We start from the raw sequence: 13,754 nt of genomic DNA, 5'->3' as shown, positions 1-13,754 counted from the left end.
TAACGGAGACTACTTTTAACACTACGCTCCGGTTTTTATAAACACGGCGCGCACCGCTTATTTTATTACAAACACTGTAACAGGCAGGCATTGTACGGGTTTGTTCGTCCGATGCCATGCTTGAAACCCAAGGTGTAGCATAGCCAACAGCACATGACTCGCGGCTCAATTTGAGCATGCATTCTCTTTTGTGACAAAGGCTTATGAGGTGTTTTTATGAGCGAAGCGAAGCATTCCCGCCTGATCATTCTGGGTTCCGGCCCTGCGGGTTACAGCGCAGCCGTTTATGCCGCCCGCGCCAACCTCAAACCCGTTGTCATTACCGGGATACAGGCAGGTGGCCAGCTCACCACCACCGTCGAAGTCGACAATTGGCCCGGTGATGTCGAAGGCCTCACCGGCCCGGTGCTGATGGATCGCATGCAAAAACACGCCGAGCGCTTTCATACAGAGATCGTTTACGACCACATCCACACCGCCAAGTTGCAACAGCGCCCGTTCGAACTCATCGGCGACAGCGACACTTACACCTGTGACGCGCTGATTATCGCCACCGGCGCCTCGGCGCAATACCTCGGGTTGCCCTCGGAAGAGGCATTTGCCGGCAAAGGGGTGTCGGCCTGCGCGACGTGCGACGGTTTCTTTTACCGTAATCAGGTGGTCGCGGTCGTTGGCGGCGGCAATACGGCGGTTGAAGAAGCATTGTACCTGTCGAACATCGCCAAGGAAGTTCACCTGATTCACCGGCGCGACAAGTTGCGCTCGGAGAAGATCCTCCAGGACAAGCTCTTCGAAAAAGCCGCCAACGGCAATATCCGCCTGCACTGGAACCAGAATCTGGATGAAGTGCTGGGCGATGCCAGCGGCGTGACCGGTGCCCGCCTGCGGGACAGCCACACTGGCGAAACCAGTGAATTGTCGCTGGCCGGCGTGTTCATTGCTATCGGCCACAAGCCCAACACCGACTTGTTCGAAGGCCAGCTGAAAATGCGTGACGGCTATCTACTGGTCAAGGGCGGCAGCGAAGGCGATGCTACCAGCACCGAAATCAAAGGGGTGTTTGCCGCCGGCGACGTCGCCGACCACGTTTATCGCCAGGCCGTGACCTCCGCCGGGGCCGGCTGCATGGCCGCGCTGGACGCCGAGAAGTATCTCGACGACATTCCCACCGTTTGACGGCACACTTTACGGCGGGCGCATCAGCCCGCCCCTGCCCTCCCCTTCTGCAAGCCCGGATGCCATGCTGACTTGGTTACAACGCAATACCCTGACCTTCCCGCCCCTGGAAAAAGCCATGCGCGATCCCAACGGGCTGTTGGCCGCGGGCGGCGATCTGTCCGCCGATCGTCTGATTCAGGCCTATCGCCACGGCTGTTTTCCGTGGTTCTCGGAAGGCCAGCCGATTCTCTGGTGGTCGCCGGATCCACGCACTGTACTGTTTCCCGACGAACTGCATGTCTCGCGCAGTCTGAACAAACTGTTGCGCCAGCAACGCTATCAAGTGACCTTTGATCAGGATTTTGCCGCGGTCATCCGCGCCTGCGCCGCGCCACGGGATTACGCCGACGGGACCTGGATCACAGAGGCGATGCAGAACGCCTACCTCGAGCTGCACAAGCGCGGGTACGCCCATTCGGTGGAAGTCTGGGACCGGGATGAACTGGTCGGCGGGCTCTATGGCCTGGCGATGGGTCAGCTGTTTTTCGGCGAATCCATGTTCAGCCGCGCCGACAACGCCTCGAAATATGGCTTTGCCTCACTGGTCCGACATCTGAAAGGCTCAGGCTTTGTGCTGATCGACTGCCAGATGCCTACCGATCATCTGCACAGCCTCGGCGCCCGAGCGATTCCACGCAGCGATTTTGCCGACTACCTTGCGCAGCATCTGGATCAACCCAGCCGTGCAACCTGGGTTTGCTGAGCGACTTTTGCGCGCGTGGCTTACACTTAATTCAAAAGCTATCCCGAGGGTTGATCATGACCGAGTTGGCGCGCTTGAAGTTCTATGCCACTCAGCCCCACTCTTGCAGTTATCTGCCCGAGGAACAGGCCACAACCCTGTTTCTCGACCCTAGTCAGCCCATGGATGTGCATGTCTACGCAGACCTGTCTGAAATGGGTTTCCGTCGCAGCGGCGATCATCTTTACCGGCCCCATTGCCAGAATTGCAACGCGTGCGTGCCGGCGCGAATCCCTGTGGCGCAATTTGAGCCCAACCGTCAGCAGAAACGCATCTTCAAGCGCAATGCCGACTTGCAGATACGTCCCGCCAGGCCAGGGTTCAGCGAAGAGTATTTCAACCTTTATCAGCGCTATATCGAACAGCGTCACGCCGATGGCGATATGTACCCGCCGAGTCGCGATCAGTTTGCGACGTTCCTGGTACGTGACTTGCCGTTTTCCCGGTTCTACGAATTTCGCCTCGAAGGACGACTGGTGGCAGTCGCCGTCACCGACTTACTGCCGAACGGTCTGTCGGCGGTTTATACCTTCTACGAGCCCGCTGAAGAACGCCGCAGCCTGGGGCGTTATGCGATTCTCTGGCAAATCACCGAGGCTCAGCGTCTGGGGCTGGAAGCCGTCTATCTGGGCTATTGGATAAAAAACTGCAAAAAGATGAGTTACAAGACGCAATATCGTCCTATCGAACTGCTGATTAATCAGCGCTGGGTCATCCTGAACTAGAGCAAGCCGTAAACCCCTTGGCTTAAACCCCATTTTTCGGGCACAATGCACGCCGCTTTTGCCTGGCGCAGTTGCACCGGGCCATTCATTGGACACCGAGGGCTTTACTGCATGTCGAAAGAAGACAGCTTCGAAATGGAAGGCACTGTCGTCGACACCCTGCCCAACACCATGTTTCGTGTGGAGTTGGAAAATGGGCACGTCGTAACCGCGCATATTTCCGGCAAGATGCGCAAGAACTACATTCGTATTCTTACCGGTGACAAGGTGCGCGTCGAGCTGACGCCCTATGACTTGAGCAAAGGGCGCATCACTTACCGCGCTCGCTAATCAAGTCAATACAAAACGCCCGGTTTATGCCGGGCGTTTTTGTTTGTCTGCGATTTGGTGGGTTCTTGGGTTTTGGGTGTATATCCGTTGCTGCGGTGATGGCTGATTATGGTTTCGCTTTTACAGCGACTCACTTTTCCAGACGCCGAAAAGTAAGCAAAAGGCTTCGCCCCGGCGTACGGCGCCTCGCTAAAGCTCCGCGTTCCCTCGCTACGGTGTCCATCAGGGGGCATCGCCTCCGGTCTGCTTCGCGACGACCTCCTCTCGATGTGTTCGGCTTCGCCGAACGGCGCTGCGCGCCTAACCCCCTGATGAACACCTCCGCTCGGCCTGCCGAAGGGGCGAAAGATCAAGATCAACTTCAAAAGCCACAGCCACAGCCAGATCAAAAGATCGTCCGAACGCGGCCCGAAGCTTCGGCAGCTGCTACATGGCCATGGGTGTAAACCCGCCCTTCACCACTCAACAGGCCGAGCGTTAGCTCGCCTGCAGCTTTTGATTTTGATCCACCCGCCCCTTCGGGAGGCTGAGCGGAGGTGTTCATCTGGGGGGCAGGCGCGCAGCGCCGTTCGACGAAGTCGAACACATCGAGAGGAGGTTGAACACATCGAGAGGAGGTTGAAGCGAAGCCAACCGGAGGCGATGCCCCCAGATGAATGCCGGAGCGAAGGAACGCCGAGCCTAAGCGAGGGGCCGGACGCTCGGGGCGAGCCTTTTTTTGCTTACTTTTTTTTGGCGTTTGAAAAAAAAGTGAGTTGCCGTAAGGGCGAAACCCTAAGTAGCCGTTACCGCAGAAATGGATATACACCCAAACTAAAAAAGGCGCCTTTCGGCGCCTTTTGCTTTACAGCAACAACCGTCAGGCCATCTCTGCCGTGGTCTCGAAGTCAAAGGTCAGCTCGCCGTCCTTGAGATCGATGTGAACCACCCCACCATGATCGGCCAATTCGCCAAAGAGGATCTCTTCGGCCAGCGGACGCTTGATCTTGTCCTGAATCAAGCGCGCCATTGGTCGAGCACCCATTGCCGTGTCGTAGCCACCCGCTGCCAACCAGCTGCGTGCGGCATCCGTCACTTCCAACTGCACGCGTTTGTCTTCCAACTGCGCCTGAAGCTCGGTAAGGAACTTGTCCACCACGCTTTTGATAACCTCATGACTGAGGCGACCAAACTGAATAATGGTGTCCAGACGGTTGCGGAACTCCGGCGTGAAGCTCTTCTTGATCACTTCCATCGCATCGGACGAGTGGTCCTGATGGGTGAAACCGATCGAAGCGCGAGCTGCGGTTTCGGCGCCGGCGTTGGTCGTCATGATGACGATCACGTTTCGGAAATCCGCTTTGCGCCCGTTGTTATCGGTGAGCGTACCGTGATCCATGACCTGCAGCAGCAGGTTAAAGACTTCCGGATGCGCCTTCTCGATCTCATCGAGCAACAGCACGCAGTGAGGTTGCTTGGTGATCGCTTCAGTCAGCAGACCGCCCTGATCGAACCCGACGTAGCCCGGAGGCGCACCGATCAGACGCGATACGGTGTGGCGCTCCATGTACTCGGACATGTCGAAGCGAACCAGTTCGATACCCAACGCTTTGGCCAGCTGACGCGCCGCTTCGGTTTTACCGACGCCGGTAGGCCCTGCGAACAGGAACGAACCGACGGGCTTGTCAGGCGACTTGAGGCCGGCACGGGACAGTTTGATCGCGGTCGACAGCGAGTCGATCGCGGCATCCTGGCCAAACACTGTCAGTTTCAGGTCACGCTCAAGGTTACGCAGCAGCTCTCTGTCGGAGCTGTTGACGTGCTTAGGCGGAATCCGCGCGATTTTCGCAACGATGTCCTCGACCTGAGGCACTTCGATGCGTTTCACGCGTTTCTCGATCGGTTGCAGACGCTGGTAGGCACCCGCCTCGTCGATGACGTCAATGGCCTTGTCCGGCATGTGCCGGTCATTGATGTAGCGTGAGGCCAGCTCAGCCGCCGCACGCAGGGCTTCATCGCTGTATTCAATGCCGTGGTGCGTTTCGAAACGCCCTTTCAGGCCGCGCAGGATGCTGATGGTGTCTTCTACCGAAGGCTCCGACACATCGACCTTCTGGAAGCGTCGTGCCAAGGCTCGGTCCTTCTCGAAGATCCCACGGAATTCCTGGAACGTGGTCGAGCCGATGCAGCGGATATCACCCGACGACAACAGCGGCTTGAGCAGGTTCGAGGCATCCATGACGCCACCCGATGCGGCACCCGCACCGATAATGGTGTGGATTTCGTCGATGAACAGAATCGCCTGCGGACGTTTTTTCAGCTCATTGAGTAGCGCCTTAAAGCGTTTCTCGAAATCGCCGCGGTATTTGGTCCCGGCCAGCAGGGCGCCCAGATCGAGGGAATACACCACGCTGTTGGCCAGCAAGTCCGGCACCTGGTTGTCGACAATGCGTTTGGCCAAGCCCTCGGCAATCGCGGTTTTACCCACGCCTGCCTCGCCCACCAACAGCGGATTGTTTTTGCGACGACGCGCCAGGATCTGTGCGACGCGCTCGACTTCCAGCTCACGGCCTACCAATGGATCGATACGACCCTGGCGCGCGAGTTCGTTGAGGTTGCTGGCATAAGCATCCAGAGGATTGCCTGAAGATGAAGACTCACCGCCCTCGTCGTCCTGCATATCTTGCTCACCTTCAGAGTGATCGCCATGCCCCGGCACTTTGGAAATGCCGTGTGCGATGTAGTTGACGACATCGATACGCGCAACGCTCTGCTGTTTCAGCAGGAACACTGCCTGACTCTCTTGCTCACTGAAGATCGCGACCAGTACGTTGGCGCCAGTCACTTCGCGTTTGCCCGAGCTCTGTACGTGAAAGACAGCACGTTGCAAAACACGCTGGAAGCCCAGGGTTGGCTGGGTTTCACGATCCTCGTCATGCACGGGGATCAATGGCGTGGTGGAGTCGATGAACTCCTGCAGATCGTGCTTGAGTTTGTCGAGGTTTGCGCCGCAGGCACGCAAAACGGTGGCGGCAGCCTCATTGTCCAATAGGGCCAGCAGGAGGTGTTCGACGGTCATAAACTCATGACGCTTCGATCGGGCCTCCTTGAAGGCAAGATTGAGGGTGACTTCGAGCTCGCGGTTTAACATAGCTTCACCTCATACCCAAGTGGTCGGCGATTAACCGTCCTTCTCGATTTCACAGAGTAGCGGATGCTGGCTTTCCCTGGCGTACTGGTTGACCTGCATGGCCTTAGTCTCGGCGATGTCGCGGGTAAACACTCCACATACTGCCCGTCCTTCTGTGTGGACGGCCAGCATGACCTTGGTCGCCAGCTCTCGATTCAGGTTAAAAAACACCTCGAGTACTTCGACGACGAAATCCATCGGTGTGTAGTCATCATTGAACAAAACCACCTTGTACATCGGCGGCGCCTGTAAAGCAGGCTTGGCCTCCTGAACAGCAATGCCTGCGGAATCGTCGTCGTGTTCCTCCGGATGATCTTTTTGGAGAGTCGGGCGATCCTGATTGAATGTTAGTCGAATCTGGCTGATTGCATGCATGGAAAGAAAGGTTCGTCAGTTGTGCAAATACAGTGGTGGGGGCGACCATCGTCGATTTCAACTCCGACTGCCTGGTCACCTTGACTATCGGCAAAACGGTGTTACAACCAATAGAGCCCACAGTGGGTAAAAAAGGTCCGCGGAGTCAATCTTATTTCTAAGAACTGACTGCGGATGTACTGGATGATACTCCAGTGATGGAGTCTGTTGCAGAGGGATATGGGTATGTCAGGTGTCAAGGTCAGCGGCAAGGTCAAATGGTTCAACAATGCCAAGGGTTACGGCTTCATCAACGAGGAAGGCAAGAGCGAAGATCTGTTCGCCCACTACTCGGCCATCCAGATGGGCGGTTATAAAACCCTGAAGGCCGGACAGGCTGTCGTCTTTGAGATCATCCAGGGACCCAAAGGCCTGCACGCCATCAATATCGGCGCGCCTCAGGTCACTCAGAATGTAGCCGCTCCTACCGGACAACAAACCGTCACGGCTTAAATTCGCAGCAACCATCCAGTCATAAAAAAACCGCCCGACTCAATCACTTGAGTCGAGCGGTTTTTTATTACCTGTTCGCTTACATATGCGAAATCAGCGCATCACCAAACGCTGAAGAAGACAGCAGTTTCGCGCCTTCCATCAAACGGTGGAAGTCATAGGTCACGGTCTTGGCCGAAATCGCGCCGTTGGTGCCTTTGATGACCAGATCAGCCGCTTCGGTCCAGCCCATGTGACGCAGCATCATCTCGGCGGACAGGATCAGGGAACCCGGGTTGACCTGGTCTTTGCCAGCGTACTTCGGTGCAGTACCGTGGGTCGCTTCGAACATCGCAATGGTGTCAGACAGGTTGGCACCCGGTGCGATACCGATACCACCCACTTCCGCCGCGAGGGCGTCGGAGAGGTAGTCGCCGTTCAGGTTCAGGGTCGCGATCACATCGTATTCGGCCGGGCGCAGCAGGATCTGCTGGAGCATGGCGTCGGCGATGGCATCTTTGACGATAACGTTTTTGCCGGTTTTCGGGTTTTTGAACTGCATCCACGGACCGCCATCGAGCAGGGTCGCGCCGAATTCTTCAGCCGCCACTTCGTAGGCCCATTCCTTGAAGGCACCTTCGGTGAACTTCATGATGTTGCCTTTGTGCACGATGGTCAGCGAGTCGCGGTCGTTGTCGACCACATACTGCAACGCCTTGCGCGCCAGACGCTTGGTGCCTTGCAGCGAAACCGGCTTGATGCCGATACCGCAGTTTTCGTCGAAACGGATCTTGGTGACGCCCATTTCATCTTTAAGGAACTTGATGACCTTGGTCGCTTCCGGCGAACCGGCTTTCCACTCGATACCCGCATAAATGTCTTCCGAGTTTTCGCGGAAGATCGTCATGTCGACGTCGCCTGGCCTCTTGACCGGGCTAGGCACGCCTTCGAACCAGCGCACAGGGCGCAGGCAGACATAAAGGTCGAGTTGCTGACGCAGTGCCACGTTCAGGGAGCGAATGCCGCCGCCGACCGGTGTGGTCAGCGGGCCCTTGATGGAAACAACGTAATCTTTGACTGCATCCAGGGTTTCCTGAGGTAGCCAGGTGTCCTGATCGTAAACCTGAGTCGCTTTCTCCCCGGCATAGACTTCCATCCAGGAAATTTTGCGCTCGCCGCCGTAAGCCTTCTTAACCGCAGCATCGACAACCTTGATCATGACCGGGCTGATATCAACGCCAATACCATCACCTTCGATGAAGGGGATGATCGGGTTGTTAGGAACATTGAGAGAATGGTCCGCGTTGACGGTGATTTTGTCGCCGACTGCTGGAACCTGAATCTTCTTGTATCCCATGCTGAACTCCATTGTTTGGATTGAACATCTGGCTTCGTTCGAGCGTACCCCAGTTAAATCGGCACGCAAACCCTATGTTCCATCCATCTGCCGCAAAGCCGCACAGTTCGCGGCCTACAAGCCTGAAAGCAAAGGGAAAAGCGCCAAACTCAAGCACGGTGCAAGACTCTACGCCCCGCTCGCCCCTGCGACCTTTAGACCAATGGACGATATTCGCTGCCTATGAACCATCGGCAGATTGCCAGCTACCTATGTATAATGCCGCCCGCTGACCACAGAGTCACGACGGCCAAACCTCTCTACTACGAGGCTCCAGGCCCGAAAAAGCCGGACTGTTACCGCAGTCCACCCGCTTGACGCTCGACTGATGCACCCAACATCACCGCGAAGAAACCTCGACATTCGGCTCATGGATGACTTTGAACGAACGCGCTCACACGGCGCCCCTCGAGTTTCTGCGCACGCTTAGCAAAGAAGAGAGAGTTAATCCGAATATGCCCACCCGCTCGAAGATCATCTATACCTTCACCGACGAAGCTCCCGCCCTCGCCACCTATTCACTGCTGCCTATCGTAGAGGCCTTCACCGCCTCCGCTGATATCGCCGTGGAAACTCGCGATATCTCTCTTGCAGGGCGTATTCTGGCCAGCTTCCCCGAGCAATTGGGTGACAAAGCCGTAGCCGATCACCTCGCCGAACTGGGCGACCTGGCCGTTACGCCTGAAGCCAATATCATCAAGTTGCCGAACATCAGTGCCTCGGTTCCGCAACTGCAAGCCGCGATCAAGGAATTGCAAGCCCAGGGCTTCGCACTGCCTGACTACCCGGAAACCGTGACCAGCGACGCCGACAAGCTCGCCAAGTCGCGTTACGACAAGATCAAGGGCAGCGCCGTGAACCCGGTTCTGCGCGAAGGCAACTCCGATCGTCGCGCACCGCTGTCGGTCAAGAACTACGCGCGCAAGCACCCGCACAAAATGGGCGCCTGGGCTGCGGACTCCAAGTCCCACGTAGCGCACATGAGCACCGGCGATTTCTACGGCAGCGAAAAAGCCGCCCTGATCGACGCCTCTGACGCCGTCAAAATCGAACTGATCGCTCAAGACGGCACCACCACCGTCCTGAAAGAAAAAACCACCGTGCAAGCCGGTGAGATCCTCGATTGCGCGGTCATGAGCAAAAACGCTCTGCGCAGCTTCATCGCTGCCGAGATCGAAGACGCCAAGCAAAAAGGCGTGCTGCTGTCGGTTCACCTCAAAGCCACCATGATGAAGGTCTCCGACCCGATCATGTTCGGCCAGATCGTTGCCGAGTTCTATAAAGATGCACTGGCCAAGCACGCTGACGTGCTGGCACAGATCGGCTTCAACCTGAACAACGGCATCGGCGACCTGTACGCTCGCATCAAAGCCCTGCCAGCTGAGCAGCAAGCTGCGATTGAAGCGGACATCCAGGCGGTCTACGCCGCTCGTCCGTCGTTGGCCATGGTCAACTCCGACAAAGGCATCACCAACCTGCACGTACCGAGCGACGTTATTGTCGACGCCTCGATGCCAGCAATGATCCGTGACTCCGGCAAAATGTGGGGCACTGACGGTCAGCTGCACGACACCAAGGCGGTGATCCCGGATCGCTGCTACGCCACCATCTACCAGGCGGTGATCGAAGACTGCAAGCTGCACGGCGCCTTCGACCCAACCACCATGGGCAGTGTGCCAAACGTTGGTCTGATGGCGAAAAAAGCTGAAGAGTACGGCTCGCACGACAAGACTTTCCAGGTCAAGGCAAATGGCGTAGTTCGGGTTTCCGACGGCGCTGGCCGTACGCTGCTGGAACAGTCGGTTGAAGCCGGCGACATCTTCCGCATGTGCCAGACCAAAGACGCGCCGATCCAGGACTGGGTCAAACTGGCCGTCAACCGTGCTCGCGCCAGCAGCACGCCAGCGATTTTCTGGCTGGACCCGATGCGCGCCCACGACGGTGTGGTCATCGAGAAAGTTCAGGCTTACCTGAAGGATCACGACACCGCAGGCCTGGACATCCGCATCATGTCGCCCGTCGACGCGATGGCCTTCACCCTGGGCCGTACCCGCGAAGGCAAGGACACCATCTCGGTGACCGGTAACGTACTGCGCGACTACCTGACTGACCTGTTCCCGATCATGGAACTGGGCACCAGCGCCAAGATGCTGTCGATCGTTCCGCTGATGAACGGCGGTGGCCTGTTCGAAACCGGCGCTGGCGGTTCGGCCCCGAAGCACGTTCAGCAGCTGCTGGAAGAGAACTTCCTGCGCTGGGATTCCCTGGGCGAGTTCCTGGCCCTGGCCGCGTCCCTCGAGCACCTGGGTGTGACGTACAACAACCCTAAGGCGCTGGTGCTGGCCAAGACCCTGGATCAGGCCACCGGCCAGTTCCTGGACAACAACAAGTCGCCATCGCGTAAAGTCGGCAACATCGACAATCGCGGCAGCCACTTCTACCTGGCGCTGTACTGGGCTCAAGCCCTGGCTGCCCAGACCGAAGACACTGCACTGCAAGCGCAGTTCGGTCAGTTGGCCAAGACCTTGGCCGAGAACGAAGCGACCATCGTCGCCGAGCTCAACGCCGCTCAGGGCAAGCCAGTGGACATCGGCGGTTACTACCACGCCAATGCCGAGCTGATCAGCAAGGCCATGCGCCCAAGCAACACTTTCAACGCCGCGATCGCTGCGTTGGTTTAAGGTTGTAAGGATGCAAAGAAGCCCCGGCCCAGTGCCGGGGTTTCTGTTTGTGGCATTCACAACCTTTGTAGCAGCTGCCGAGCACCGCGAGGCTGCGTTCGGCTCGGGCCGCGTTCGGACGCAGCGGCCGCAAATGAGGCAATGTGGTCTTCCTGGAACACTGTGCATATCTGTTTTACGACTGCTGTGCAGCCGAACGCAGCCTCGCAGGCTCGGCAGCTGCTACACACCACACAACACCGAGGTATTTTCATGGATTGGCTACCCCACATCACCGTCGCCACCATCGTCGAAGACAACGGTCGCTTCCTGATGGTCGAAGAATCCAAGGGCGGACGAACGGTACTCAACCAGCCCGCCGGCCACCTCGACCCGGACGAAACCCTGATCGACGCCGCCGTGCGCGAAACCCTCGAAGAAACCGGCTGGGACGTCGAGCCGACGGGCGTGGTGGGCATTTACCTCTACACCGCCCCGAGTAACGGCGTGACGTATCAGCGGGTCTGTTTCACCGCAAAACCGATCAGACACCACCCCGATTACCCACTGGACGACGGCATCGTCGGCGCAAAGTGGCTGACGCGTGACGAACTGCTGGCACAGCGCGCAAACTGGCGCAGTGAGCTGATCATCCGCTGTATTGATGATTATCTGGACGGCCAACACTTCGGTCTCGAACTGATCCGCCCTTCTCTTTAGCCTTGCAGGCTTGGGCCTGTTAGAATCGCGTCCTTTTTCAAGACACTCATTGAATCCCTATGCGTGATCCAGCCCCTTCTGACACACAAAAGAAGCGCGTCATTGTCGGCATGTCCGGCGGCGTGGACTCTTCCGTTTCCGCTCTCCTGCTGATCGAGCAGGGTTATGAGGTGGAAGGCCTGTTCATGAAGAACTGGGAAGAAGACGATGGAACGGAATACTGCACCGCCATGGATGACCTGGCGGACGCTCAGGCTGTGTGCGACAAGATTGGCATCAAGCTGCACACCGCCAACTTCGCCGCCGAGTACTGGGACAACGTGTTCGAGCACTTCCTGGCCGAATACAAGGCCGGTCGCACGCCGAACCCGGACATCCTCTGCAACCGCGAGATCAAGTTCAAGGCGTTCCTCGACTACGCCATGATGCTCGGCGCCGACCTGATCGCCACCGGTCACTACGTGCGCCGCCGTGATATCGAGGGTCGCACCGAACTGCTCAAGGGCCTGGACCCGAACAAGGACCAGAGCTACTTCCTGCACGCCGTCGGCGGTGAACAGATCGCCAAGACACTGTTCCCGGTCGGCGAACTGGAAAAACCCGAAGTGCGCGCGATTGCCGAGAAACATGATCTGGCCACCGCGAAGAAAAAGGATTCCACCGGGATCTGCTTTATCGGCGAACGCCGTTTCAGCGACTTCCTCAAGCAATACCTGCCGGCCCAGCCAGGCGAGATCAAGACCACCGAAGGTGAAGTCATCGGCCGTCACCACGGCTTGATGTATCACACCATCGGTCAGCGCCAGGGCCTTGGCATCGGCGGCTTGAAAGACGCGGGTGACGAGCCGTGGTACGTACTGATCAAAGACCTTGAGAACAACGAACTGATCGTTGGCCAGGGCAATGATCATCCGTATCTGTTCTCCCGCGCCCTGCTTGCCTCGGACATCTATTGGGTCAACCCGATTGATCTGACCGAGCCGCGCAAGTTGACGGCCAAAGTCCGTTATCGCCAGAGCGATCAACCCTGCACGCTGGAAAAGACCGCCACTGGCTACCGCGCCACCTTCGATGACCCGCAACGCGCGGTCACCCCGGGCCAGTCCGTGGTGTTCTACGACGGTGAAATCTGCCTCGGCGGCGGTGTGATCGAAATTGCGGAACCGTGGACGAGCAAGGGCACTCCTCAAGGCGATCAGCAATGAGCCCGACTCAGGAGCAACTGACGGCACTGGGCGGCGTATTCCTCGCCGCCGTGCTGGTCGACAAGATCGCCAAGACCGGCCAGACCACCGAAGCCGGCCTGACCTGCATGCTCGGTAGCCTGCTGATTCGCGACCCCAAGGACACCCTGGAAGTCTACGGCGGCGACGACCTCAATCTGCGTGAAGGCTATCGCGCATTGATCGGCGCCCTGGAGCGCGACCCGAGCACCCTTCAGCGCGAACCGCTGCGTTACGCCCTGGCGATGCTCGGTCTGGAGCGTCAACTGGCCAAGCGCAACGATATGCTGGATGAGATCGGCAAGCGCTTGCCGCAGATTCAGTCCCAGGTCGAGCACTTCGGCCCGGCTCACGAAAACGTGATTGCGGCCTGCGGTGCGCTGTACCAGGACACCTTGAGCACCTTGCGCCAACGCATTCAGGTGCATGGCGACATGCGCAACCTGCAGCAACCGAGCAATGCTTCGAAAATCCGCGCCCTGTTGCTGGCCGGGATTCGATCGGCGCGCCTGTGGCGGCAGTTGGGCGGTCATCGCTGGCAGTTGGTGATCAGCCGTCGCAAGTTGCTGAAAGAGCTTTACCCGCTGATGCGCAGCAGCTGAAACCGCCCCCGCAAGACCTTTTGTAATTTGTAACGCGTAAGACGCTGGTCAGTTGGCAACGGACCGGCGGATTTTTTCATGTATAGTACGCGCCCCATTTCGTTGCCCGACTGTCCGAGAACA

Annotated in this window: 12 protein-coding genes; 9 read left to right on the top strand and 3 right to left on the bottom strand. The window is 57.9% G+C overall.

Annotation, left to right across the window (positions count from 1 at the left end):
- Positions 1-216 precede the first annotated feature (216 nt).
- The 4 genes from trxB to infA all read left to right on the top strand — a co-directional run bounded on the left by trxB (position 217) and on the right by infA (position 3,015).
- Entirely contained in the window at positions 217-1,176 is a 960-nt protein-coding gene (gene trxB, locus ACYZT3_RS11515) for a thioredoxin-disulfide reductase (protein ID WP_282377708.1), read from the top strand.
- Between the two features lie 64 nt (positions 1,177-1,240).
- Positions 1,241-1,921: a leucyl/phenylalanyl-tRNA--protein transferase gene (aat, locus tag ACYZT3_RS11510; RefSeq protein WP_462032117.1), complete on the top strand. Its 681-nt coding sequence runs from the start codon at positions 1,241-1,243 to the stop codon at positions 1,919-1,921.
- A gap of 56 nt (positions 1,922-1,977) precedes the next feature.
- Positions 1,978-2,685: an arginyltransferase gene (locus tag ACYZT3_RS11505; RefSeq protein WP_282377706.1), complete on the top strand. Its 708-nt coding sequence runs from the start codon at positions 1,978-1,980 to the stop codon at positions 2,683-2,685.
- Positions 2,686-2,796: 111 nt separating this feature from the next.
- Positions 2,797-3,015 (top strand): translation initiation factor IF-1, encoded by a 219-nt coding sequence (gene infA / locus ACYZT3_RS11500; RefSeq protein WP_002553999.1) that lies wholly within the window; start codon positions 2,797-2,799, stop codon positions 3,013-3,015.
- Positions 3,016-3,874: 859 nt separating this feature from the next.
- On the opposite strand, the gene clpA is transcribed toward infA, so the two are convergent.
- Together clpA and clpS are read right to left on the bottom strand one after the other, a co-directional pair.
- A complete protein-coding gene (clpA, locus tag ACYZT3_RS11495; protein ID WP_129436903.1) occupies positions 3,875-6,145 on the bottom strand; it encodes an ATP-dependent Clp protease ATP-binding subunit ClpA in 2,271 nt (756 codons plus the stop codon).
- Between the two features lie 30 nt (positions 6,146-6,175).
- On the bottom strand, positions 6,176-6,559 hold the full coding sequence (clpS, locus tag ACYZT3_RS11490) for an ATP-dependent Clp protease adapter ClpS (protein ID WP_034146919.1): 384 nt from the start codon (positions 6,557-6,559) through the stop codon (positions 6,176-6,178).
- Positions 6,560-6,784: 225 nt separating this feature from the next.
- Here clpS and cspD point away from each other — a divergent pair, with 225 nt between their 5' ends.
- Complete coding sequence (gene cspD / locus ACYZT3_RS11485) at positions 6,785-7,051, top strand: cold shock domain-containing protein CspD (protein ID WP_282377705.1); 267 nt, start codon at positions 6,785-6,787, stop codon at positions 7,049-7,051.
- 79 nt (positions 7,052-7,130) lie between these two features.
- On the opposite strand, the gene icd is transcribed toward cspD, so the two are convergent.
- Positions 7,131-8,387 (bottom strand): NADP-dependent isocitrate dehydrogenase, encoded by a 1,257-nt coding sequence (icd, locus tag ACYZT3_RS11480; RefSeq protein WP_282377704.1) that lies wholly within the window; start codon positions 8,385-8,387, stop codon positions 7,131-7,133.
- Between the two features lie 494 nt (positions 8,388-8,881).
- Between icd and ACYZT3_RS11475 the strand changes: the two genes are divergently transcribed.
- The 4 genes from ACYZT3_RS11475 to hflD all read left to right on the top strand — a co-directional run bounded on the left by ACYZT3_RS11475 (position 8,882) and on the right by hflD (position 13,631).
- Complete coding sequence (locus tag ACYZT3_RS11475) at positions 8,882-11,107, top strand: NADP-dependent isocitrate dehydrogenase (RefSeq protein ID WP_462032116.1); 2,226 nt, start codon at positions 8,882-8,884, stop codon at positions 11,105-11,107.
- A 252-nt stretch (positions 11,108-11,359) separates the two neighbouring features.
- Positions 11,360-11,806, top strand: a complete 447-nt coding sequence (locus ACYZT3_RS11470) for an NUDIX hydrolase (RefSeq protein ID WP_462032115.1) — start codon at positions 11,360-11,362, stop codon at positions 11,804-11,806.
- 59 nt (positions 11,807-11,865) lie between these two features.
- Complete coding sequence (gene mnmA, locus ACYZT3_RS11465; protein ID WP_462032114.1) at positions 11,866-13,011, top strand: tRNA 2-thiouridine(34) synthase MnmA; 1,146 nt, start codon at positions 11,866-11,868, stop codon at positions 13,009-13,011.
- Positions 13,008-13,631: a high frequency lysogenization protein HflD gene (gene hflD, locus ACYZT3_RS11460; protein WP_282377699.1), complete on the top strand. Its 624-nt coding sequence runs from the start codon at positions 13,008-13,010 to the stop codon at positions 13,629-13,631. The genes mnmA and hflD overlap by 4 nt, the downstream gene beginning before the upstream one ends.
- Positions 13,632-13,754: the final 123 nt, after the last annotated feature.

The organism is Pseudomonas sp. MDT1-16 (assembly GCF_054898115.1).
Note: the sequence above shows the minus strand (reverse complement) of the source record. Positions and strands in the feature narration are given on the sequence as shown.